General features: G+C 57.6%; 22 protein-coding genes. 8 read left to right on the top strand and 14 right to left on the bottom strand.

Annotated elements, in window-relative coordinates; genetic code table 11:
* The first annotated feature begins 39 nt into the window (after window positions 1-39).
* Window positions 40-2,148: a molybdopterin oxidoreductase family protein gene (locus RYC18_RS03460; RefSeq protein ID WP_316883201.1), complete on the top strand. Its 2,109-nt coding sequence runs from the start codon at window positions 40-42 to the stop codon at window positions 2,146-2,148.
* Between the two features lie 88 nt (window positions 2,149-2,236).
* Entirely contained in the window at window positions 2,237-2,563 is a 327-nt protein-coding gene (gene grxD / locus RYC18_RS03465; protein ID WP_002554852.1) for a Grx4 family monothiol glutaredoxin, read from the top strand.
* A gap of 128 nt (window positions 2,564-2,691) precedes the next feature.
* Here the strand turns inward: grxD and bfr are convergent, their stop codons facing one another.
* The 4 genes from bfr to pyrC all read right to left on the bottom strand — a co-directional run bounded on the left by bfr (window position 2,692) and on the right by pyrC (window position 5,498).
* Window positions 2,692-3,162, bottom strand: a complete 471-nt coding sequence (gene bfr / locus RYC18_RS03470; RefSeq protein WP_002554851.1) for a bacterioferritin — start codon at window positions 3,160-3,162, stop codon at window positions 2,692-2,694.
* A 201-nt stretch (window positions 3,163-3,363) separates the two neighbouring features.
* Entirely contained in the window at window positions 3,364-3,582 is a 219-nt protein-coding gene (locus RYC18_RS03475; protein WP_002554850.1) for a bacterioferritin-associated ferredoxin, read from the bottom strand.
* 198 nt (window positions 3,583-3,780) lie between these two features.
* On the bottom strand, window positions 3,781-4,458 hold the full coding sequence (rnt, locus tag RYC18_RS03480; protein WP_005741018.1) for a ribonuclease T: 678 nt from the start codon (window positions 4,456-4,458) through the stop codon (window positions 3,781-3,783).
* Window positions 4,455-5,498: a dihydroorotase gene (pyrC, locus tag RYC18_RS03485; protein WP_005741019.1), complete on the bottom strand. Its 1,044-nt coding sequence runs from the start codon at window positions 5,496-5,498 to the stop codon at window positions 4,455-4,457. Before pyrC ends, rnt begins: the two co-directional genes overlap by 4 nt.
* A gap of 149 nt (window positions 5,499-5,647) precedes the next feature.
* Here pyrC and RYC18_RS03490 point away from each other — a divergent pair, with 149 nt between their 5' ends.
* Together RYC18_RS03490 and RYC18_RS03495 are read left to right on the top strand one after the other, a co-directional pair.
* Complete coding sequence (locus tag RYC18_RS03490) at window positions 5,648-6,553, top strand: flagellar protein MotY (protein ID WP_004658181.1); 906 nt, start codon at window positions 5,648-5,650, stop codon at window positions 6,551-6,553.
* 120 nt (window positions 6,554-6,673) lie between these two features.
* Window positions 6,674-7,891: an argininosuccinate synthase gene (locus RYC18_RS03495; RefSeq protein ID WP_003412906.1), complete on the top strand. Its 1,218-nt coding sequence runs from the start codon at window positions 6,674-6,676 to the stop codon at window positions 7,889-7,891.
* Between the two features lie 434 nt (window positions 7,892-8,325).
* Here the strand turns inward: RYC18_RS03495 and RYC18_RS03500 are convergent, their stop codons facing one another.
* Window positions 8,326-8,853: a hypothetical protein gene (locus RYC18_RS03500; protein WP_316883223.1), complete on the bottom strand. Its 528-nt coding sequence runs from the start codon at window positions 8,851-8,853 to the stop codon at window positions 8,326-8,328.
* A gap of 1,295 nt (window positions 8,854-10,148) precedes the next feature.
* Between RYC18_RS03500 and RYC18_RS03505 the strand changes: the two genes are divergently transcribed.
* Window positions 10,149-10,775, top strand: a complete 627-nt coding sequence (locus tag RYC18_RS03505) for a response regulator transcription factor (RefSeq protein WP_002554843.1) — start codon at window positions 10,149-10,151, stop codon at window positions 10,773-10,775.
* A 159-nt stretch (window positions 10,776-10,934) separates the two neighbouring features.
* On the opposite strand, the gene RYC18_RS03510 is transcribed toward RYC18_RS03505, so the two are convergent.
* The 4 genes from RYC18_RS03510 to metG form a co-directional block, all read right to left on the bottom strand.
* Window positions 10,935-11,117, bottom strand: a complete 183-nt coding sequence (locus RYC18_RS03510) for a PA3496 family putative envelope integrity protein (RefSeq protein ID WP_002554842.1) — start codon at window positions 11,115-11,117, stop codon at window positions 10,935-10,937.
* Between the two features lie 106 nt (window positions 11,118-11,223).
* Window positions 11,224-11,862 (bottom strand): endonuclease III, encoded by a 639-nt coding sequence (gene nth / locus RYC18_RS03515; protein ID WP_005779294.1) that lies wholly within the window; start codon window positions 11,860-11,862, stop codon window positions 11,224-11,226.
* Window positions 11,859-12,731 carry an electron transport complex subunit RsxB gene (gene rsxB, locus RYC18_RS03520; RefSeq protein WP_005732240.1) on the bottom strand — a complete coding sequence of 291 codons (873 nt, stop codon included), beginning with the start codon at window positions 12,729-12,731 and terminating at the stop codon, window positions 11,859-11,861. The genes nth and rsxB overlap by 4 nt, the downstream gene beginning before the upstream one ends.
* A gap of 129 nt (window positions 12,732-12,860) precedes the next feature.
* Complete coding sequence (gene metG / locus RYC18_RS03525; RefSeq protein ID WP_316883232.1) at window positions 12,861-14,909, bottom strand: methionine--tRNA ligase; 2,049 nt, start codon at window positions 14,907-14,909, stop codon at window positions 12,861-12,863.
* Window positions 14,910-15,094: 185 nt separating this feature from the next.
* Between metG and apbC the strand changes: the two genes are divergently transcribed.
* Window positions 15,095-16,189: an iron-sulfur cluster carrier protein ApbC gene (gene apbC, locus RYC18_RS03530; RefSeq protein WP_004657466.1), complete on the top strand. Its 1,095-nt coding sequence runs from the start codon at window positions 15,095-15,097 to the stop codon at window positions 16,187-16,189.
* Window positions 16,190-16,339: 150 nt separating this feature from the next.
* Here the strand turns inward: apbC and RYC18_RS03535 are convergent, their stop codons facing one another.
* A complete protein-coding gene (locus tag RYC18_RS03535; protein ID WP_002554837.1) occupies window positions 16,340-16,549 on the bottom strand; it encodes a cold-shock protein in 210 nt (69 codons plus the stop codon).
* 319 nt (window positions 16,550-16,868) lie between these two features.
* Between RYC18_RS03535 and dcd the strand changes: the two genes are divergently transcribed.
* Window positions 16,869-17,435, top strand: a complete 567-nt coding sequence (gene dcd / locus RYC18_RS03540) for a dCTP deaminase (RefSeq protein ID WP_002554836.1) — start codon at window positions 16,869-16,871, stop codon at window positions 17,433-17,435.
* A 112-nt stretch (window positions 17,436-17,547) separates the two neighbouring features.
* On the top strand, window positions 17,548-17,769 hold the full coding sequence (locus tag RYC18_RS03545; protein WP_002554835.1) for a hypothetical protein: 222 nt from the start codon (window positions 17,548-17,550) through the stop codon (window positions 17,767-17,769).
* A 60-nt stretch (window positions 17,770-17,829) separates the two neighbouring features.
* On the opposite strand, the gene pdeM is transcribed toward RYC18_RS03545, so the two are convergent.
* From pdeM to RYC18_RS03565, 4 genes are all read right to left on the bottom strand, one after another.
* Window positions 17,830-18,486, bottom strand: a complete 657-nt coding sequence (gene pdeM, locus RYC18_RS03550; RefSeq protein ID WP_054077952.1) for a ligase-associated DNA damage response endonuclease PdeM — start codon at window positions 18,484-18,486, stop codon at window positions 17,830-17,832.
* Entirely contained in the window at window positions 18,483-20,975 is a 2,493-nt protein-coding gene (locus tag RYC18_RS03555) for a ligase-associated DNA damage response DEXH box helicase (RefSeq protein WP_316883242.1), read from the bottom strand. Before RYC18_RS03555 ends, pdeM begins: the two co-directional genes overlap by 4 nt.
* Before the next feature lie 930 nt (window positions 20,976-21,905).
* Window positions 21,906-22,670 (bottom strand): ABC transporter ATP-binding protein, encoded by a 765-nt coding sequence (locus tag RYC18_RS03560; protein ID WP_002554833.1) that lies wholly within the window; start codon window positions 22,668-22,670, stop codon window positions 21,906-21,908.
* A gap of 9 nt (window positions 22,671-22,679) precedes the next feature.
* Window positions 22,680-23,798, bottom strand: coding sequence for a succinylglutamate desuccinylase/aspartoacylase family protein (locus tag RYC18_RS03565; protein WP_005779308.1), 1,119 nt, complete (start codon window positions 23,796-23,798; stop codon window positions 22,680-22,682).
* Between the last annotated feature and the right edge of the window lies 1 nt (window position 23,799).

Raw genomic sequence — 23,799 nt, forward strand, 5'->3', positions numbered from 1 at the left:
GCAATCAACCGGATTGCCACGACAAGATCTGAGGCTGTGATGACCCGGACTGAACACTACCGCGCCTGCCACCTGTGCGAGGCCATTTGCGGTCTTGCCATCGAGACCGTTACCGAGCCGGATTCTGCCCCGCGCATCACCTCGATCAAGGGTGACCCGCTGGACACTTTCAGCCGTGGCCACATCTGCCCCAAGGCTGTTGCGCTGCAAGACATCCAGAACGACCCCGACCGCTTGCGTCAGCCGATGCTGCGCAGTGGTGATCAATGGCGACCGATTGCCTGGCAGGCCGCGTTCGATATGGTGGCAGAGCGGCTTTACGCGATTCAACAGCGCCATGGGCAGAACACGGTAGCGGTTTATCAGGGTAACCCCAGCGTGCACAACTATGGGCTGATGACCCACAGCAATTACTTCCTCGGGCTGCTCAAGACTCGTAATCGCTTCTCGGCGACCTCGGTTGACCAGTTGCCGCATCACCTCACCAGTTTTCTGATGTATGGCCACGGCATGTTGTTGCCGATTCCGGATATCGATCACACCGACTTCATGCTGATCCTGGGTGGCAACCCATTGGCGTCCAACGGCAGCATCATGACCGTGCCAGATGTTGAGAAGCGTCTGAAAGCCATCCAGCAGCGCGGCGGTAAACTCGTGGTCATCGACCCGCGCCGCAGTGAGACGGCGGCCATCGCCGACCAGCACCTGTTCGTGCGTCCGGGCGGTGATGCAGCGCTGCTGTTCGGGCTGCTCAATACTCTGTTTGAAGAAGGCCTGACTCGCGAGAGTCACTTGCCTATCGATGGCCTGGATCAGGTGCGACACGCCATTGCAGGTTTCACTGCGCAGGCCATGAGCCCACGCTGCGGCATTGCTGCCGAGCAGATCCGGCAACTGGCGCGGGATTTTGCTGCAGCCGACAAGGCGGTCTGTTATGGCCGAATGGGGGTGTCGACCCAGGCCTTCGGCACGCTGTGTCACTGGTTGGCGCAACTGATCAATCTGGTGACCGGCAACCTGGATCGCGTGGGCGGAACGCTGTGTACGGAGCCCGCAGTTGACCTCGTCAGTTCGACTTCGGGCGGCCATTTCAATCTATGGCAAAGCCGGGTGTCCGGCCTGCCTGAGTACGGCGGCGAGTTGCCGGTTTCAGCGCTCGCCGAGGAAATGCTCGTGGACGGGGAAGGGCAGGTTCGCGCGCTGGTGACTGTCGCGGGTAACCCGGTTCTGTCCACCCCCAATGGCCGTCAGTTGGAGCAGGCGCTCGAAGGTCTGGAGTTCATGCTCAGCATTGATCTGTACATCAACGAAACTACCCGCCACGCCGACTTGATCCTGCCGTCCACCTCAGCGTTGGAAAACGATCACTACGACACCACCTTCAATACCCTGGCAGTGCGCAACGTCACTCGCTTCAATCAGGCCATTTTCGACAAGCCCGAAGGTGCGCTGCATGACTGGGAGATATTTGTCGGTCTGGCCAGATCATTTGCAGCCCAGGCGCAGCGTGAACTCAAACCGACCCTGCCACCCGCGCAGATGATTGATCGCGGGTTGCGCGCAGGCTTCTATGGCGATGCATCGCCGCACAAACTGTCACTGGAAACGTTGGCCAGCTACCCGCATGGGCTTGATCTGGGCGCGTTGAAGCCTAACCTCACCGAACGCCTGAAAACCGCCAATGGGCGGATTCAGGCGGCCCCAGAGGTCATCATGGCCGACCTGACGCGCTTCGCTGCGGATCCCGCTCCCGATTCCGGAGCATTGTTGCTGATTGGTCGTCGGCACGTGCGCAGCAATAATTCGTGGATGCACAACTATCACAGGCTGGTAAAAGGCAAGCCCCGGCATCAATTGCTGATGCACCCTGACGATCTTGCCTGTCGTGGTTTGAGCGATGGCCAGCAGGTTCGGGTCAGCTCCCGGGTCGGGACGATCGAGGTGCAGGTGTTGGGCAGTCTGGACATGATGCCCGGAGTGGTCAGCCTGCCGCATGGCTGGGGGCATTCGCGTGCGGGGGTGAAAATGGATATTGCCCGGAGTCAGCCAGGGGTGAGCGCCAATGACCTGACCGACGAACGGCAACTCGACGTACTCTCCGGCAATGCGGCGTTGAACGGTGTGCCGGTACAGGTGGCTGCCTGTTAAGGCTCAAGACAGAGCGTCATGCTCGGGATTTCGTTACAATGCGCCACCGTGCCGACAACTGAGTCGGATATTTCAGCCGAGGTGCTCCATGGATATCATCGAAACGATCAAAGAGCAGATTGCCAACAACACCATTCTGCTTTACATGAAAGGCGCTCCGAATGCCCCTCAATGCGGCTTTTCGGCCAAGGCTTCCCAAGCATTGATGGCGTGTGGCGAAAAATTTGCCTACGTCGACATTCTGCAAAACCCTGAAATTCGCGCCAACCTGCCAAAGTACGCCAACTGGCCGACTTTCCCGCAACTGTGGGTGGCTGGCGAACTGGTCGGCGGTAGCGACATCATCACCGAAATGATGGCTGATGGTTCGCTGCAAACGCTGGTCAAGGAAGCATCGGCCGCCAAAGCCGAGTAAAGCCTTGCGCTGCAGCGTGGGCACGATCGTCGAGATTATCGTGTCCTGCGCTCAAGCATGGTTTTACGCACAAGAAAAAGCCCGCTCTCGATTGAGGCGGGCTTTTTCATTGCAACGCAACCGGTAAATCAGTCGCCCATCTGCGACTGCAGGTAGTTCTCGATACCGACTTTGACGATCAGCCCCAGCTGAGTCTCCAGCCAGTCGATTTGCTCTTCCTTGGGCTCAAGGATGTCTTCCAGCAGCTCACGGCTGCCGAAGTCACCTACCGTTTCGAAGTGAGCGATCGCGGCTTTCAGATCAGCCAGGCCTTTCTGCTCGATCTTCAGGTCGCACTCCAGCATTTCCTTGGTGTGCTCGCCAATCAGGATCTTGCCCAGATCCTGCAGGTTTGGCAGCCCTTCAAGGAACAGCGTGCGCTTGATCAGCTTGTCAGCGTACTTCATCGCATGGATGGATTCTTTGTACTCATGGCCGCCGAGCTTTTTCAGACCCCAGTCTTCATACATGCGCGCATGCAGGAAATACTGATTGATGGCGACCAGCTCGTTTCCGAGGATCTTGTTGAGATGCTGGATGACTGTAATGTCGCCTTTCATGTTCGAGGTCCTGCCGGTGGCTTGTGTATATAAGCGCCGAGTGTGAGCCGCGCTTAAACGCCTGTCAAACCTAAGTTGTTGAATAATAAGTGAATTTAAATAGGAATAAGAATGTTTGAGTTCCGCATCTTGACGCTAAGCGCTTGAATTACAGGCATAAAAAAACCGGGCAGGGTGCCCGGTTCTTTAAAAGAGGGGTATTCAGGCGGCTGAAAATTCTGCTGGATAGGCCAGCGATGCCTGAGTGGTTTGCAGTTCTGTCAGCGTGTCACGCACCACTTCCTTCGCAAGGCAGGCGCATTTTCCGCATTTACTCGCAACACCCAGCGTTTCACGGACTTCACGATAACTGCAGCAGCCTTCCAGAATTGCATCCCGGATTTGACCGTCTGTGACACCTTGGCAAAGACAAACATACATAAGCTATTGACCGTCGCTGGTTTATTGCTTGGTGCCGAGGAGCTTAATGTTAATGAGAATGCTTGTCAAAACTGTTTTGGGTTCGATTCAGGTAGAACGATGAGTGGTTGTTTTCAGAGTCAGCGTATCCAGATATCCCGTTCCAGACAGGCATGAAAAAACCGGCGCGAAGCCGGTCCGTTCAATGGCGTGCCGACCTTAGTCGTCGAAGTCTTCCCAGCCGCCCATTTCCTTCCAGCGGTTGACGATGCCGCAGAACAGCTCTGCAGTCTTCTCGGTGTCGTAGCGAGCCGAGTGGGCCTCGCGGCCGTCGAAGTCGATTCCGGCAGCCTGGCAGGCCTTGGCCAGCACGGTCTGACCGTAGGCCAGGCCTGCGAGGGTAGCGGTGTCGAAGCTTGAGAACGGGTGAAACGGGTTGCGCTTCATGTCCATTCGCGCGACAGCGGCATTGACGAAGCCGAGGTCGAAGCTGGCGTTATGGCCGACCAGCACGGCGCGTTTGCAGCCATTGGCCTTGAGAGCCTTGCGCACGCCGCGGAAGATGTCGTTCATTGCGGTTTCTTCGCTGACCGCCATGCGCAACGGGTGATCCAGCTTGATACCGGTAAACTCCAGCGCAGCGGGTTCGACGTTGGCACCTTCGAACGGCTCTACGCGGAAGAAATAGGTGTGTTCCGGGAACACGAAGCCTCTTTCATCCATGCCGATGGTCACGGCAGCAATTTCCAGCAGTGCGTCGGTGGCTGAGTTGAAACCGCCGGTTTCTACGTCGACGACCACGGGCAGGTAGCCGCGAAAGCGTGCTGCCATCGGGTGACGAGAACCGCCGCCACCGCCGTGGCCTTCGTGTTCGTCGTCAAAATGATCTTCACTCACGCGTGTTCCTCCAGACGCCAGCGCAGTTTTTCACCAGCGCGCAGCGGGATAACGGTCAACTCGCCAAACGGCAGGCTGGCAGGGGCGGTCCACTCGTCACGCACCAGCGTGATGGTGTCCTGATTGGCGGGCATGCCGTAGAACGCCGGACCGTGAAGGCTGGCGAAGCCTTCCAGTTTGTCCAGAGCGTTACGCTGCTCGAAAGCTTCTGCATACAATTCGATGGCCGCGTAGGCGGTGTAGCAACCGGCGCAACCGCAAGCGTTTTCCTTGGCGTGTTGGGCGTGCGGTGCCGAGTCGGTACCCAGGAAGAACTTGCCGCTGCCACTGGTGGCGGCGTCGAGCAGGGAGGCCTGATGCGTATTGCGCTTGAGAATGGGCAGGCAATAGAAGTGCGGACGAATGCCGCCAACCAGCATGTGATTACGGTTGTACAGCAGGTGATGCGCGGTGATGGTCGCCGCGACATTGGCTGATGCTTCATTGACGAACTGCACCGCTTCACCGGTGGTGATGTGTTCAAACACCACTTTTAGCGTCGGGAAGCGTTCGACTACACGACGCAGGTGCTCATCGATGAAGACCTTTTCGCGATCGAATACGTCGATCTCGCCGCGCGTCACTTCCCCGTGTACCAGCAGGAGCATGCCGACTTCAGCCATGGCTTCGAGGGCAGGGAAGATCTTGTCGATGCTGGTGACACCGGAATCGGAGTTGGTGGTTGCACCGGCCGGATACAGCTTGGCGGCGTGCACGAAGCCACTGGCTTTCGCGGTACGGATGTCTTCAGGCGTGGTCTGGTCGGTGAGGTACAGCACCATCAACGGCTCGAAGCGGCTGCCGGCCGGGCGTGCAGCCAGAATGCGCTGACGATAGGCATCGGCTTGCTGCGCGTTGCGCACTGGAGGCACGAGGTTGGGCATGATGATTGCGCGGCCAAAAGTTCGCGCTACGTCAGCAACGGTATGAGGCAAGACAGCTCCGTCACGGAGGTGAATGTGCCAGTCGTCGGGACGCAGGAGGGTCAGGCGGTCAGACATTGGGGATTCCAGGCGGGTCAAACTCGCTGGGAATGCTACCGGAAAAGACTCTCTCAGGCATCCGCTATCAAGTTTTGCACGAAGTTACCGATAGCCCCCTTGTCAGTCAGTCATTTTTTGTTTCGCGTTTATTTCCAGTGGAGCCTCCCGTGCGCCAGCGATATTTAGCCCTGCTCAGCATGTTTGCCAGCCTCCCGGCGATGGCTATCAGTTTCCAGACACGTCTGGAGAGCATCGAGTGGAAGGTCGAAGGCGATCAGTTCGAATGCCGCCTGACTCAGCCGATCACCGACTTCGGTGCCGGTGAGTTCGTGCGCCGTGCCGGTGAGCAGGCGACGTTTCGCCTCAAGGCTTCATACAACATGCTGGGCAACGGTTCAGCAACGCTGCTGGCCGCCGCAGCACCGTGGCAGCCGGGGCGCGGTGATATCAATCTGGGTTCGGTGCGCGTCAGCAATGGCGACATACCCTTCAATACTTCCCAGGCACAGGCCGGGCGCCTGATCAGTGGTCTGATGGACGGTCGCAGCCCGCTTATCCGTCACTACACCCGTGACGGTGGCCAGATGGAAGTGCGCCTGCTGCCGGTCAAGTTCAGCAAGGCGTTCAGCGATTACCAGGCGTGCACAGCCAAACTTCTGCCGATGAACTTCGATCAGGTCAAACAGGCTGAAGTGGGATTTCCCGGTGGCGGTATTGAACTGGATGCCCGTGCCAAGGCGCGTCTGGACAACATGGTGGCCTATCTGAAGGCCGACCCGACGGTTAACCGTATCGAGCTTGACGGCCATTCGGATAACAGTGGCAATCGACTCACCAACCGTGACCTTTCCCGCCGCCGTGCGCTGGCGGTTATGGACTACTTCAAGGCTCAGGGTATCCCCGAGCAGCAAATCACCCTGCGGTTTCACGGCGAACGCTACCCGCTGGTGCCCAACACCAATGAGGCCAATCGTGCGCGCAACCGCCGCGTGAACGTGCATCTGGAGCGTGTTGCGCCCGATGAGCGTCCGGTACCTGTAGCCTCTGCGGTCAGTGCAGCGCACACGTCCTGAGGGCTGCATAACGCTCCTGCCAAACGTCGCCTTGTCGTCACAAGCTGTCGCGCCCCTGTAAATTTGCTGGTTTGAACGGTAGAATCAGCGGTTTTCCGTACAACCCGGTGGAGTGATGGCATGGCGGACGTAAACAAGGTAGTTCTCGCGTATTCCGGTGGCCTGGATACTTCGGTAATCCTCAAGTGGCTGCAAGATACGTACAACTGCGAAGTGGTGACCTTTACCGCTGACCTGGGTCAGGGTGAAGAAGTCGAGCCGGCGCGCGCCAAGGCTCAGGCCATGGGCGTGAAAGAAATCTACATCGATGACCTGCGCGAAGAATTTGTGCGTGATTTCGTGTTCCCGATGTTCCGTGCCAACACCGTCTATGAAGGCGAGTACCTGCTGGGCACTTCCATCGCTCGCCCGCTGATCGCCAAGCGCCTGATCGAGATCGCCAACGAAACCGGCGCTGATGCCATTTCCCATGGTGCCACCGGCAAAGGCAACGATCAGGTGCGTTTCGAGCTGGGCGCCTATGCGCTCAAGCCAGGGGTCAAAGTGATTGCTCCGTGGCGTGAATGGGACCTGCTCTCTCGTGAAAAGCTGATGGACTACGCCGAGAAGCACAACATTCCGATCGAGCGTCACGGCAAGAAGAAATCTCCGTACTCGATGGATGCCAACCTGCTGCACATCTCCTATGAGGGCGGCGTGCTGGAAGACACCTGGACCGAGCATGAAGAAGACATGTGGCGCTGGACCAAGTCCCCTGAGGACGCGCCGAACGTTGCAACTTATCTGGAGCTGACCTACCGCAATGGCGACATCGTTGCGCTGGACGGCGTTGAGATGACACCTGCCACTGTGTTGGCGACCCTGAACCGCATCGGTGGCGAAAACGGCATCGGACGTCTGGATATCGTTGAAAACCGCTACGTGGGCATGAAGTCCCGTGGCTGCTACGAGACACCGGGCGGCACCATCATGCTGCGCGCTCACCGCGCCATTGAGTCGATCACCCTGGACCGTGAAGTCGCCCACCTCAAGGACGAACTGATGGCCAAGTACGCCAGCCTGATCTACACCGGTTACTGGTGGAGCCCGGAGCGTCTTATGCTGCAGCAGATGATCGACGCGTCTCAGGCCCATGTGAACGGTGTTGTACGTCTGAAGCTTTATAAGGGCAATGTGATCGTCACCGGTCGCAAGTCGGACGATTCGTTGTTCGATGCCAATATTGCTACCTTTGAAGATGACGCAGGCGCCTATGATCAGGCTGATGCGGCAGGCTTCATAAAGCTCAATGCCTTGCGTATGCGTATTGCTGCGAATAAAGGCCGCAAGCTGTTCTGATGCTGCTGGTTGTTCGATGAGTGCAGCCCTTGCGGGGCTGCACTTTAAACCCGGGTTCCCCGTCACGCCTGTAAAGCGTCAACGCCTGTAGCCATTTCTCGAATTCAGGCTCCCTGACAAGTTACTCATTGTTCATGAGTGTTTCGAAACCGTCCTGCCGGACACTCAATGTGTTTTCGGTGTTGCAGTGCGCGTTTGATATTGACAGCGTATTTCCTTCGGCAAGTCATGTAAGAAGTCTTTAGCCGGGTGCAGGCGATCATGTACCACCGCCAATGTACTCATTAAATCTGTTCTTACCGTTCATGGCGAAAAGCGCAGGTGTGCTTTTGGTTTTTTCCTACAGTAGCTGTCGAAGTTAAAAGCAGGGGGCCTGGTGCTTTCTGCGTGGCTGTCGAAACTTATGCACTCGGTACCTGTTTTAGAGTCTGGCCTCAGGGCGTGTCGCTCTCGCGTTGCTGCCTGAACTCGAATCGATAGGCTTTGCCGATATTCCATACCTGGCGAAGGCTCAGGTCCAGTACCTGGGCAATCTCGGCTGCGGTATAGCCCAGCGCCGAGTAATGCATGGCGTGGCCGGCCACCACGTCGTCGATATCCGTAGTGTCATGACGGGCGTCCCTGCGGGGGGTGAGCATGGGCTGACTGACAGCGATCGTCACACCGTTTTCGGTGGCCAGTTGGCGAACGTCTTTTTTATTCATGCGTAATGAATATTGCAGCGCTGTGAAGCCTGCGCCCTTGGCGGCCAGGTATTTGAGTTGTTCAAGCTTGCCAGCGTGTTCAGGCCCGTCTGGCAGGGTTGGCGCTGTATCAGTTGAGGAAGGGTTTGATGCGCCTGCCACCTCTCCATCGGGTATGACTGCAATAATACCGCCTTTGGCAACAAAGTTTTCCACAGCGGTGATTAACTCAGAGGCGGTGGGTATTGATGAGCGCGTGCGCGCATATCTAGTATTCATGGTGTGTCCCTTTTTGAACATGGTTATACACAGAGCCCATTCAAAAGAGTTGCCAGGCACTCAGTGTTTGTCACGCAGCAGCTCGCCTGATGAGCCGTGTACGTAACACCTGAATTCAGCCGGTTCGCGTAATACACCGAGTTCGTGTAAACGCGCCGCTCATGAACTGCAAAGCTGTATTACCTAATGATAGGGTTTCATAGGGCTGCACATAGTTAATGGCAGTAAATAATAAAGTTTCTGTTAAAAAAGTAACGACTGGTAATAAAATTTGCAAGTGAAAAATGGCGTGTCTCAAGAATTGATGTGTCGTTCTTTATAAAGTCTTACGTGTTGTAATGTTGCGTCCGTGAATTTTGTAGTACGTTTCCTATTCGATTCCCTGTGTCTGGACCTGAAATAAAAAATGGTATTTGCTACTTGCCGAAAGAGCTACTTATGGTCTTGAATGATGTAGGGTTATGCTATGGTGTGTGTAAGATTTTGCGACAGTTCAAGGGTCGGTGGATTACCATTATTTAGCGTTTGTCGACAGTAGCCCAATATGGCAGGCCGCGTTTATGTTGTGCGCTTCCGTTGTAGGACTTTTCTTTCAGACCTGTAGGGTGTGTCCTTAAATAAATATTTGTACGAAATTCCGTAATGGATGTGTAATTTTTAATCCCCGTTTACGTATGTAATGCGTGGTGTGTATTCACTGATTTTCCATCATGGGGTTTCGGGTAAGGCATCCGGATGCAAGGCCTCTATAGTTGGCTGGCTATCTGGATAAAGGCTGTAATGCCTGCCAGCGCCCTATATCGATGTGCGAGCGGCGAGACAAAGATCGATGAAAACTGATGGCAGTCCTGCATTTTCCTGGCGTACAGGTAGTGGCCTGCCTTCAAATGATTCAGCTCAAGGGTTTTCAACTGTTTTTGCTGGCGATAAGCCATGTGTCAGGCGTGTTCTGACGGTGATGCAAAAATAGTGTGGCGATACTTTTAACAGATGCAGCAAGGTCATTTTTGAACGTAAAAGTTTGGCCGGGTTTTGCTGCATGCATTTACTGACTGGCGCTGCGATGCTTATGCCGTAGCCGCCAGCAAAAAAAAATCACCAGATTCCGAAAAGGAAGGCTCTGTGAAAATTAATAAAAAATGTACGTTCCTGCCGAGTTTTGTAGGAAGTTTCTGCTGTAATTGTAGGAATGGTCTTTGGCTGTCAGTCCACAAGGGTGAGCGCCATGCAAAGCAGTAAACGACTAAGTTATTGTGCTGGCTCTGAAAATTCGAATAGCGAAAAATGGACTGCCCATGAATAAAGTGCTGATCGTGGATGATCATCCCGTCATTCGCCTTGCTGTACGCATGCTGATGGAGCGTCATGGCTATGAGGTCATCGCGGAGACTGACAACGGTGTGGATGCGCTGCAACTGGCTCGTGAGCACCTTCCTGATATCGTCATTCTTGATATTGGTATCCCCAAGCTCGACGGGCTGGAGGTCATTGCCCGCCTGTCAGCCATGACATTGCCGTTCAAGGTCCTGATTCTGACGTCTCAGGCACCCGGCCACTTTTCCATGCGCTGCATGCAGGCAGGGGCCGCCGGATATGTCTGCAAGCAACAGGACCTGACCGAGCTGCTCAGCGCTATCAAGGCGGTACTCTCGGGGTACAGCTACTTTCCCAATCAGGCGTTGCATACTGTTCGCTCCAGTATGGGCAACGCGAGCGAGTCGGACATGGTTGACCGACTTTCCGGCAGGGAGATGATGGTTCTGCAACAACTGGCCAGAGGCAAGACCAACAAGGAAATTGCAGACGGTATGTTTCTGAGCAATAAAACCGTCAGTACCTACAAAACGCGTTTGCTGCTCAAGCTCAACGCGCATTCACTGGTCGATCTGATCGAGCTCGCCCAGCGTAACGGGCTGGTCTGAGTAGCCGGCCTGTTTGAGAAGGGCGTGTGCCTGATGTCCACGTGTGTGGAGCGAGTGACGAGCAGCCATCTCACGTATTGAAGCCTCTTCTGCGAGAGGCTTCAAATGCCAGAGTAGAACGTTAGGTGCCAGGAAGCCGGTGCGAGGTTTTGCGCTTGTCTAGAAGTCGAAATCGTAATCGGCCAGTTGTTTCTGCAAGCGCCGCTCTTCAAGCAGGTTGTCGATGGTGCGTCGTTTGCTCAGATTGGTCTTTGCCGGCTCTACGGTCGCAGTTTCGGTTTCGTCCGTATCGACGGCAACAAGGTCATCGTCCACGTCCAGTTGCTCGTTGTCAGTGCTCATGAAGTCGACTCCAGGGCTTGGGCTCTCTGGCGCTTCTTATATCGACAATCCACAAGCGGGTAAAAAAGATTTTTTCAATCGACAGAGCAGCAATTACCTGGCTGGCTCAATCGTCGGACGTTTTCTCCTTGTAATCGCACAGGTCTTCTATACGGCAACTGCCGCATCTGGGCTTGCGTGCCTGGCAAACGTAGCGTCCGTGCAGGATCAGCCAGTGGTGCGCATCGAGCAGATAGTTCTTGGGCACAAATTTCATCAATTGCTTCTCGACCTCCACCACATTTTTCCCTGGCGCGATGCCCGTACGGTTGCTGACGCGAAAGATGTGAGTGTCTACAGCCATCGCGACCTGACGGAAAGCGGTGTTGAGCACGACATTGGCAGTCTTGCGTCCTACGCCCGGTAAGGCCTCGAGCGCTTCTCGGGTCTGCGGTACTTCGCTGTTATGCAACTCCACCAGCATCCGGCAGGTTTCAATTACGTTTTTGGCTTTGCTGTTGTAGAGGCCAATTGTCTTGATGTACTCAGACAGCCCTTCAACGCCCAGGTCATACATGGCTTGTGGCGTATTGGCGACCGGGTACAGCTTCGCCGTGGCCTTATTGACGCTCACGTCAGTGGCCTGGGCAGAAAGGATAACGGCTATCAACAGCTCAAAAGGCGTGGTGTAGGCCAGTTCGGTTTTCGGGTCCGGATTGTCCTCATGCAGCCTGCGAAAGATTTCCTGACGTTTTGCAGCATTCATGGGCGGAGATTTTCCTCAGGATGAGTCTGTGCGGGTGCTTGCAGAAGCGCTGCAAGTGCCTGTTCGGCTGCTTCATATTCGCGTTGCAACTCCACGAGCCTGGCGGCCTGCTCGGCAATCGGCGGATGGCCGAAAGCCTTGAGCGACTTGTTGAGCTGCGCACGACTCATGGCCACGGCAATCCGGGCTTTTTTCAGGGCCTCGTCCGGCGTGGCAGGCTTGTCGTTCTGGACGTGTCTGGCGGCGGACTGTAAAGCGTCACGACTTGGTTCAGCGCGCTGTGACCGGGCGATACGCTCGGCCAGCCGGGTTTGTTGCTCGCGGTACAAGCGTGCATTGCGTGCTTCGAAACGCAGCCGGGCGTGGGTACGCTTGCGCAGACGAGCTTTTTGCAGATCAGGGGTGGGTGCCAGGCCGCCTATGATGGGCGTGACACTCGCCAGCGGCAGCGGATGCATTTCAATGCAGTCTACCGGGCATGGCGCAACGCACAGATCGCAGCCAGTGCACTCATCGACAATCACGGTGTGCATCAACTTTGCAGCGCCGACAATGGCGTCCACGGGGCAGGCCTGAATGCATTTGGTGCAGCCAATGCACTCTGCTTCGCGAATGAACGCAACTTGCGCAGGGGCTGCACCGCGTTCCATATCCAGCCTCAGAACCGGAACAGCAAGCAGCTCTGCCAGTTGGGCTATTGTTTCGTCCCCGCCCGGTGGGCATTTGTTGATGGCTTCGCCGCCGGCAATGCCCTCTGCGTAGGGCTTGCAGCCGGGGTGGCCGCACTTGCCGCACTGAGTCTGCGGCAGAAGGGCGTCGATGCTGCGGATAAGGTCCACGTCGGGAAGCAGGCGAATCAATTCAGTCATGATCTTGCCAGGTGACCAACAGGTGTTCTGTCTATCGAGGGTGCAGCATTATCGGACAGATCGGGAGGTTTGCGAATGCGCAAAGGCCCGGTATCCGCCTGATGGCTGGATACCGGGCCTTGTCCGGGTTTACTTGATGCGCTGGCCGGGTTTTGCACCACTGTCCGGGCTGAGCAGATAGATCTCCTCGCCGCCAGGGCCTGCCGCCATCACCATGCCTTCGGAAATGCCGAAACGCATTTTCCTTGGCTTGAGGTTGGCGATCATCATGGTCAGACGGCCTTCGAGCTCGGACGGATTCGGATAGGCGCTTTTGATGCCGGAAAAGACATTACGTTGCTCGTCGCCGATGTCCAGAGTCAGGCGCAGCAACTTGTCGGCACCCTCCACATGTTCGGCCTTGAGAATCAGGGCAACGCGCAGGTCTACAGCGGCAAAAGCGTCAAAGTCGATTTCCGCCGACAGCGGGTCTTTGGCGAGTTCGCCATTACCGGCGGGCGCACTGCTCGCGGTAGCGTCGGTAGCGGTCAGGTCTTCCTTGGAAGCAGCAGCCATGGCTTCTACCTTGAGTGGATCTATGCGGGTCATCAGTGCCGAGAACGGGTTGAGCTGATGATTGCCCAGCAAGGTCTTGTGGTCTTCCCAGGTCAATGGTTCGACGTTGAGAAACTTCTCTGCGTCGGCGGCCAGATTCGGCAATACCGGTTTGAGGAAAATGACCAGTTGGCGGAACAGATTGATACCCAGCGAGCAGACTGCCTGGACTTCATCCTGTTTGCCTTCCTGTTTGGCCAGCGCCCACGGGGCTTTTTCAGCGATATAGGCGTTGGCGCGATCCGCCAGAGCCATGGTTTCACGCATGGCGCGGGCGAAGTCGCGGGCTTCGTAGGCGTCGGCAATGCTCGGCGCGGCCGCCAGGAATGCATCGGTCAATTCGGGCGCTGCATTGGCCTCGCCCATCACACCGGCGTTGCCTTTGTGAATAAACCCGGCACAACGGCTGGCGATGTTCACGACCTTGCCGATCAGGTCAGAGTTGACCTTTTGCACGAAGTCTTCGAGGTTCAAATCCAGGTCGTCGACGCCACGACCCAGTTTCGACGCGTAGTAATAGCGCAGGTACTCGGGTGGCAGATGGTCGAGGTAGGTGCGTGCCTTGATAAAGGTGCCACGTGACTTCGACATTTTCTGTCCGTTTACGGTCAGGTAGCCGTGAACGTTGATGCCGGTCGGTGTGCGCAACCCTGCACCTTCCAGCATGGCTGGCCAGAACAGGGCGTGGAAATTGACGATGTCCTTGCCGATGAAGTGATAGAGCTCGGTGGTCGCACCCTTGCCCCAGTACGCGTCGAAGTCCAGGTCCGGACGACGTGCACACAGGTTCTTGAAGCTGGCCATGTAGCCGATCGGCGCATCCAGCCATACGTAAAAGTATTTGCCTGGCTCATCGGGGATTTCAAAGCCGAAATACGGCGCATCGCGGGAGATGTCCCACTGTTGCAGGCCGCTGTCCAGCCATTCGGCGATCTTGTTGGCGACGGCGTCCTGCAGGGTCCCGCTGCGCGTCCAGCTTTTCAGCATCGCGTCGAATGCAGGCAGGTCGAAGAAGAAGTGCTTCGAGTCCTTGAGTACCGGTGTGGTCCCGGAAATTGCCGACTTGGGGTTTTTCAGGTCGGTCGGAGCATAGGTTGCGCCGCACTTTTCACAGTTGTCGCCGTACTGATCTTCAGCCGCACATTTCGGGCAGGTGCCTTTGATGAAGCGGTCGGCCAGGAACATTTTCTTTTCCGGGTCGAAATACTGGGTCACCGAACGGGTTGCTATATGACCTGAGTCGCGCAGGCGCGTGTAGATCATGCTCGACAGCTCGCGGTTTTCGTCCGAGTGCGTCGAGTGGAAATTATCGAAATCCACCAGGAAGTCGGCGAAGTCGGCGCTGTGTTCGGCCTTGACGTTGTCGATGAGCTGTTCCGGCGTAATGCCTTCTTTTTCAGCGCGCAGCATGATTGCCGAACCGTGAGCGTCGTCCGCGCAGACATAAATGCATTGGTTGCCGCGGTGCTTCTGAAAGCGCACCCACATGTCGGTCTGGATGTACTCGAGCATGTGGCCAAGGTGGATGGAGCCATTGGCATAGGGCAGGGCGCTGGTAACGAGAATCTTGCGTGGCTCGGACATGGGGCTCGGCTACTTGAAGTGAAACGGAGACCGGCCACTATAAAGGTCTGAGCGATTTTTTTCACCCCGCTCGGTTGTGGGAATACTCCTGAGTGGTTGGGCAGGGTTCAGTGAAATCATGTCGGCTACGGACAGAACAGGTACGATAGTCGGCTGTTTCACTCAGTCTTTTACGGAGTAAGCCCATGAGCGCAGTCAATCGCGCAGCGGTGGAGACGATTCTTCGCCAGTACACCGACCCTTATCTGAATCAGGACCCGGTCAGTGCCGGTTGCGTGCGGTCCATCGATATCCAGGGTGCACAGGTCAGCGTGCAACTCGAACTGGGCTATGCCGCCGACCTGTTCAGGAACGGCTGGGCGCAAGTGCTGAAAACCGCCATCGAGAACCTGGACGGCGTCAGCTCGGCCACGGTTGCCATTAAAAGCGTGATCAGCGCGCACAAGGCACAGAGCCAGATCCCCGGTCTGGCCAATGTGAAAAACATCGTGGCCGTTGCGTCGGGCAAGGGCGGTGTCGGCAAGTCCACCACGGCGGCCAATCTGGCATTGGCACTGTCTCGCGAGGGCGCACGGGTCGGTATTCTCGATGCTGATATCTATGGGCCGAGTCAGGGTGTGATGTTCGGTATTGCTGAAGGCACACGGCCGAAGATCAAGGATCAGAAGTGGTTCGTGCCGGTCCAGGCTCATGGCATTGACGTGATGTCGATGGCGTTTCTGACCGATGACAACACGCCTATGGTCTGGCGCGGGCCGATGGTGTCAGGGGCGTTGCTGCAACTGGTCACGCAGACTGCCTGGAATGATCTGGACTATCTGGTTATCGACATGCCGCCCGGCACGGGCGATATCCAGTTGACGCTAGCGCAGAAGGTCCCGGTTGCCGGTGCCGTGATTGTCACCACGCCTCAGGATCTGGCCTTGCTGGATGCGAAGAAGGGTGTCGAGATGTTCCGCAAGGTCAACATCCCGGTGCTGGGCGTTGTGGAAAACATGGCGGTACACATCTGCTCCAATTGTGGCCATGCGGAGCATCTATTTGGTGAGGGCGGCGGTGAGAAGCTGGCGTCGCAGTACAACGTCGAGCTGCTGGCATCACTGCCGTTGTCGATGCTGATTCGCGAGCAGGCAGATGGCGGCAAGCCTACCGCTATTGCCGAGCCGGAAAGTCAGATTGCGATGGTGTATCAGGAGCTGGCACGTCACGTGGGCGCACGAATCGTCTTGCAGGAAGCTGCAAGCCCGGCGATGCCGACCATTTCTGTCAGCGACGATTGATTCTGTAGCGGTGCTCTGGCGGGGAGGCGCAGCCAATTGACGTCTCTCGGTCAGGCTTATGCGTGGCTTAATGGGTACGCAAATGCTCAAACGACAGGCAATAAAAAACCCCGCTTTTAAGGGCGGGGTTTTTAAGCGAATCAGTACAAGTTAGATAACTTGAACTTCTTCAGCTTGCATGCCTTTCTGACCGCGGGTAGCGATGAAAGAAACCTGTTGGCCTTCTTTCAGGCTTTTGAAGCCGTCGGATTGGATAGCTTTGAAGTGCACGAACAGGTCGTCACCGGATTGTGGAGTGATGAAGCCGAAGCCTTTTTCATCGTTGAACCACTTAACGGTACCAGTTTGGCGATTGGACATAGTATATCTCCTTGGACAAAGTTAACTGCGGCGTAGGAAGAGCCCTGGCCGAGACTGAGTGCAAAGAGCTGGAAAATTCATGGAGATGGTTGGATCGAAATTCAACATCGTGTAGAGATTCTCAGTGACACAAGCAACACAGTGACGCCACCTTAACCCTTTTTTCCGAACGTGCCAATGGTCTGTTGATGATTATTTCCATTCGTAGCGAAAGAGCCCGGCTCGTCACACAAACTCGCTATCTGTTGCCTTTGAACCGTCGGCCCCGGCCCGGTAAGATGCCGGATATCTTTTTTACCTCGCTATTCAGGACACCGCCATGAGCATCAAATCGGACAAGTGGATTCGCCGCATGGCGCAGGAACACGGGATGATCGAGCCCTTTGTCGAGCGCCAGGTACGTGGCGAAGGAGCTGACAGGGTGATCTCCTTCGGCGTGTCCAGCTACGGCTACGACGTGCGTTGCGCAGACGAATTCAAGGTGTTTACCAACATCAATTCGGCCACTGTCGATCCGAAAAACTTTGATGAAAAAAGCTTCGTCGATATCAAGAGCGACGTATGCATCATCCCCCCCAACTCGTTCGCGCTGGCACGCACCGTCGAATATTTCCGCATTCCGCGTAACGTTCTGACCATCTGCCTGGGCAAAAGCACCTATGCGCGCTGCGGCATTATCGTCAACGTCACGCCGCTTGAGCCAGAGTGGGAAGGCCATGTGACGCTGGAGTTCTCCAACACCACGACATTGCCGGCCAAGATCTACGCCAACGAAGGCGTGGCACAGATGCTGTTCCTCGAGTCCGATGAGGAATGTGAAGTGTCCTACAAGGATCGAGGCGGCAAATACCAGGGCCAGCGTGGCGTCACCCTGCCACGTACCTGATTTGCCGGTCAGGTGATTAGTGGAATTGAATTAATACTCTATTTCGCACTCTATCTGCTCACATGCTTTCGCATAATCGATATGTGCGACGGCCTTTGATCTGGAGTGCCCTATGAAGACTACTTTCAAAATCTCTGAACAGGTTCAATCTCCGCTTAACGAGATCGGGTTGCTTGCCTGGTCATTGATGGCTCATTCGGATCTGCTTCCCGAGCTTAATGTGGTCGGTGGTGGCATTCCGGGTGATCCAGGGCCAGATACTCCCTATCCGGAGCCCACTGAGCCAGGTGGACCTACTGTTCCTGACGAGCCGCCACCTGCGCCGGTTGCCTGATTACCAGTTCCCTGCTTCTCCTTGTGAGGGGCAGGGCCTCGTATGCGGCGGCTAGCGACGCTATACCACTCGCCACACGGCATCACCGCCTGCCACATAGACTGAGCAGTCCTGCGCCGGACGAATCTGAAACCCGCCCGTAAACTCACCGAACGCTGGCAGCAGGCTGACGCTTTGGCCCAGGTAGAAGCACGCCAGTCGCAAGCTTTGCCTGCCACGCCCATGCAGCCGGTAAACCGGGTGAACGTGCCCGGCCAGTACGTGCAATTGAGGGTGTGGGTCAGGCTCGTGTTGCAAGGCAAAGGGCCCCAGCGTCAGGGGTTCGGGAACTACATCTATGCCCAGATAGGCGGGCGGGTCGCCCGCCCGTTTGTCATGGTTACCGCGGATCAGGGTGATGCGCAACGCTGGGTGTTCGCCCCGCCATTGTTCCAGTGCCGCGAGCGTGCCCGCTGCGTGTGATTCCGGCGCGTGCAGAAAGTCGCCCAGAAAGATCAGATGATCGCAGGCATACGCATCGAGCAGGCTGTCCAGTCGTCGCAGATTGGCTTGAGTGGTGCCGTGTGGCACTGGTTGACCCAACTTGCGGTAGGCCGCTGCCTTGCCAAAGTGCGCATCGGCAATCAGCAAGGATCGTTCTGCGGGGTAGTAGATGGCCTTGTCGGCCAGCAGCCACAGCTCTTCTCCCGCCAGTGTTATCGCGACGTACGGCTTCATTGCTCATGCTCCGGACCTGCGGCTTTCTCCAGATCACGGACCATGCGCGCAATGCGGTCAGCGAGTTTTTCCGAACTGAGACTTTCGCGAAAGCGCTCGACCAGCAGTGGAAACGCCAGCGGGGTTGCGCGTTTTATCGCATGCAGGTCCAGCCTGCGACTGTTGATCTGGCGTAATGTCAGCTCCAGACGCTGCAGATCCAGCTCCTGGCGTAGCACTTCCTGTTCGGCCTGCGTCAGCAGCATGTTGCCAGCGTCGTATTGCTTGAATACCTCAAAAAACAGCCCGCTCGATGCCTGAAGCTGTCGATTGCTTTTCGCCGCTCCCGGGTAGCCGGAAAACACCAGCCCCGAAATGCGAGCGATTTCGCGAAAGCGCCGCAGTGCCAGTTCGCCCGCATTCAGGCTGGCAATAATGTCGGCCAAAAGATCCGTCTCGCTGAACAGGTCAGCCCGCAACGCCTGGGCCCAGTCAATCTCGCTGGCGCTGAGCAGTTCCAGCCCATAGTCGTTGACGGCGATGGAAAAGGTCAGCGGCCGATGCCGGCTCAGGCGCCAGGCCAGCAGGCTGCCCAGCCCCAAATGCACATGACGACCGGCGAACGGGTAGAGGAACAGGTGCCAGCCTTCACGGGATTTAAGGGTTTCAGCCAGCAGCGTGTCACGTTGCGGTAGCCCGGACCATTGTTGCTGCACTTCCAGCAAGGGTTTGATGGCTTGCATTTCAGGGCTGGTGAATTCACCCCGCGCCGCCGCATCGAACTTCTCCACCACGGCGTCTGCCAGTTCGCTGGACAGGGGCATTCGCCCACCGTTCCAGCGTGGCACGGCGGCTTTCTTGCCAGTAGCTCGCTTGACGTAGGCGGTCATGTTTTCCACTCGGACCAGCTCCAGCAGGCGCCCGCCGAACAGAAAGCCGTCACCAGGCTTGAGCCGGGCGATGAAACCTTCTTCAACACTGCCCAACGAGCCGCCCCCGCCGCCTTTTTTCCAGTATTTCAGGTTAACGGTAGCTTCGCTGACGATGGTGCCGACGCTCATGCGGTGTCGCCTGGCAAGACGCGCATCGGGTACACGCCAGACACCCTGTTCATCCGGTTCGGCGCGGCGGTAATCGGGGTAGGCCGTCAGTGAGTGACCGCCGTTGCGCACAAAGGCCAGCGCCCATTGCCATTGCTCGTCGCTGAGGTCTCGATAGGCCCAGGCGCTGCGCACTTCGGTCAGCAGTTCATCGGGCAGGAAGCCACCGCCCAGTGCGATGCTGACCAGATGCTGGACCAGAACGTCCAGCGGCTGTTGCGGCGATTCGCGTGGCTCGATCATCCGCGCGGCGACGGCGTCGTGGGCGGCGGCTGCTTCGACCAGTTCCAGGCTGTGGGTAGGCACCAGCGTGACACGCGAAGGGCGGCCCGGCGCATGGCCTGAGCGTCCGGCACGTTGCATCAGGCGTGCGACGCCTTTTGGCGAGCCGATTTGCAGCACGCGCTCGACCGGCAGAAAGTCCACGCCCAGGTCCAGACTGGAGGTGCACACCACAGCCTTGAGTGCGCCTTCTTTTAACGCGCGCTCGACCCAGTCTCGGACCTCTCGCGCCAGCGACCCGTGATGCAGGGCAATCAACCCGGCCCAGTCGGGGCGGGCTTCCAGTAGCGCCTGATACCAGATTTCCGATTGTGCCCGTGTGTTGGTGAACACCAGGCAACTGGCGCTGCTGTCCACCTCGGTGACGACCTGCGGCAACATGCGCAAGCCCATATGCCCGGCCCACGGGAAGCGTTCGATGGAAGGCGGCAACAGCGTATCGACCTGTAAGTCCTTGACGATCTTGCCTTGCACGGTCACGCCGCCGTCGCCGATCAGCACCTGCTGCGCATGTTGCTGATTACCCAGCGTCGCGGAAATGCCCCATACGATCAGTTGCGGATTCCAGCGCCTCAGGCGCGCCAGGGCCAGTTGCAACTGCACGCCGCGCTTGTTGCCGATCAGCTCGTGCCATTCGTCCACCACCACCATTTTCAGTGTCGACAAGGCAACCTGAGCGTCGGCACGGGTCAGCAGCAGTGTCAGGCTCTCTGGGGTGGTGATCAGCGCTGAGGGCAGCCGCCGGCTCTGGCGGGCGCGTTCGCTGCCGCTGGTATCGCCGGTGCGCAAGCCCACCGACCACGGGATATCCAGTTCGGCCAATGGTGCTTCGAGGGCTCTGGCGGTATCGGCGGCCAAGGCGCGCATGGGCGTGATCCACAGGACACTCAGCGGTTCAGCGGGCGGTTTGCGTTTACGAGGTTTGTTGTCAGCGGTGAGCGTATTGGCTTTGGCGAAGCGGTTGAGCGCGGCGAACCATACGGCGTAGGTCTTGCCCGAGCCGGTACTGGCATGCAGCAGGCCGGACTCACCCTTCTTCACCGCCGCCCAGACCTCCTTCTGAAAAGCGAACGGCTTCCAGCCCCGGGCGAGAAACCATCGTCGAGCGAAATCGGTGGGTCTGCTCATCCGTTTGCGTGTGCTCTGAGTGGCGTTAAGTCAGAGACAGCGAAGAAAGGGTAATAGTTTTAAATGGTTATATGGCTGGAGCATGCGGAATCTCAACGATCGTGCGGCGCTGCGCGTCGCATGCGTTTCCGGACGCTCTGCGTCCTCATGGCGACGCAGAGCGTCGAGACCTGCATTCCCACGCTGGAGCGTGCGGAACGATGATCTCAATATCGTGCGCCGCTCCGCGTCGCATGCCTTTCCGGACGCTCCGCGTCCTCCTGGCGACGCAGAGCGTCGAGACCTGCATTCCCACGCTGGAGCGTAGGAACGATGATCTCAATATCGTGCGTCGCTCCGCGTCGCATGCCTTTCCGGACGCTCCGCGTCCTCATGGCGACGCAGAGCGTCGAGACCTGCATCCCCGCGCTGGAGCGTAGGAACGATGATCTCAATATCGTGCGTCGCTCCGCGTCGCATGCCTTTCCGGACACTCTGCGTCCTCTTGGCGACGCAGAGCGTTGAGACCTGCATCCCCGCGCTGGAGCGTAGGAACGATGATCTCAATATCGTGCGTCGCTCCGCGTCGCATGCCTTTCCGGACGCTCCGCGTCCTCCTGGCGACGCAGAGCGTCGAGACCTGCATCCCCACGCTGGAGCGTAGGAACGATGATCTCAATATCGTGCGTCGCTCCGCGTCGCATGCCTTTCCGGACGCTCCGCGTCCTCCTGGCGACGCAGAGCGTCGAGACCTGCATCCCCACGCTGGAGCGTAGGAACGATGATCTCAATATCGTGCGTCGCTCCGCGTCGCATGCCTTTCCGGACGCTCCGCGTCCTCCTGGCGACGCAGAGCCTCTAGCACTGCATCCCCACGCTGGAGTGGGGACTATAGTCGTGGATATTTCAGTTCCGGTTACCAGGCGTTTCCGGCTTCATACCCAAAAAGCGCTACTTCAGATTGCCACTCAAAAACTGCTGCAAGCGCTCGCTTTTCGGATTGTTGAGCACCTCGTCCGGGTGGCCGGATTCTTCGATCTGGCCTTGGTGCAGGAACACCACCTGGCTCGCAACCTTGCGCGCAAAGCCCATCTCGTGTGTCACCAGAATCATGGTCCGGCCTTCCTCGGCCAGGCCCTGAATGACCTTCAGCACTTCACCGACCAGTTCCGGGTCCAGTGCCGAGGTAGGTTCGTCGAACAGCATGATTTCCGGCTCCATTGCCAGCGCACGGGCAATGGCCACGCGCTGTTGCTGGCCGCCCGACAGGAACGCCGGGTACTGATCGGCGACACGCTCCGGCAGCCCGACCTTTTCCAGGTACTTGCGCGCGCGGGCCTCGGCTTCGGCCTTTGGCACGCCCAGTACGCGGCGCGGCGCCATGGTGATGTTTTCCAGCACGGTCATGTGCGCCCACAGGTTGAAGTGCTGAAACACCATCGCCAGCCGCGTGCGGATGCGCTGCAGTTCATCCGCGTCGGCAACGCGCATGCCGTCCTTGTCGCTGACCATGCGCACTTGCTTGCCATCCAGGCTCATTGCCCCGTCATTGGGCTGTTCGAGAAAGTTGATGCAGCGCAGAAAGGTGCTCTTGCCGGAGCCACTGGCGCCGATCAGGCAGATCACGTCACCGCTGCTGGCCTTGAGCGATACGCCTTTGAGCACTTTGTTGTCGCCATAGCTTTTGTGCAGGCCATCGATGGTCAGTTTGTACATGACAGGTCCTCAAGGAGAAAGTAGATAGCCGCTGCGATAGGCCTGGGTGCCAGCGATGTGCGCAATGACCATGCCGGCAGTCGCCATGCGGCGCAGCGAGCGGGCGTACAGCAGGCCAGCGTTCAAGGCATGGATGCAGGCCACGGTGTCGCTGATCGGGTCGATGACCTCGGCAATCAGTTGGCCAGCCTCGACGTGTTCGCCGGGCATCGCGCAGAACACCAGCAGGCCGCCGACCGGCGTAGTCACCGGTTCGACCGCTGCCAATGGCGTGGCGGGGTAGAGCAGTTCGGGCAGCGGCTGGCGTTCGCCGTCGATGATGCCAGCGTCGATCAGGTAATGAATGATGGCCTGACAGTCACGGCTGGCGAGGGCATGGTTTACATCGCCTTGCCCGCGCAACTCCAGTGTCACCGAGAAGCTGCCCATGGGGATCGGAAAGCGCTCACCGAAGCGTTGCTGCAATTGCCACCAGACCAGCGTGAAGCATTCGTCGAACGACTGGCCACCCGAGTCGGTCGCCAGCAGGCTGGCTTGCGCGCCCAGGTAGCGCGACAACGGCTCGACTTTCGGCCAGGCTTCGGGCGTGGTGTACAGATGCTCGACCGATTCGAAATCACAGTGCAGGTCCAGCACCATGTCGGCATCGCAAGCCAGGCGCTGCAGGGTCAGGCGCAGCGATTGCAATTGGGTGTTTGCGGGTACGGCATCCAGCGCCGCTCTCAGGCTGTCCCGCACCAGTGCGGCGTTGTGCTCTGCATCAGCAGTCAGCCGGGCTTCGATATCATCGCCGACCTGCGCGCCAAGGTCGCTGAACCAACGATTGAAATTCTGGCCGCTTTCCAGCTCGTAGCGGCCCAAAGGTGTGTCCATCAGGACCTGTTCCAGACCAATCGGGTTGGCGACCGGCACCACGACGACTTCACCCAGCAGGCGACCAGCACTTTCCAGTTCTGCCAGACGCTGCTTCAGATACCAGGCAACCAGCATGCCCGGCAGTTCGTCCGCATGCAGCGAAGCCTGAATATAAACCTTGCCGGAACCGTTTTGCGGGCCGTAGTGAAAGCTGTGGACCTGCCGGGCAGTGCCTGGCACTGGCGACAGCAAGTCATGGGTGTGATGGTGCATG

This window comes from Pseudomonas syringae group sp. 247E2 (assembly GCF_032587795.1).
In the GTDB taxonomy this organism is placed as follows: domain Bacteria; phylum Pseudomonadota; class Gammaproteobacteria; order Pseudomonadales; family Pseudomonadaceae; genus Aquipseudomonas; species Aquipseudomonas amygdali.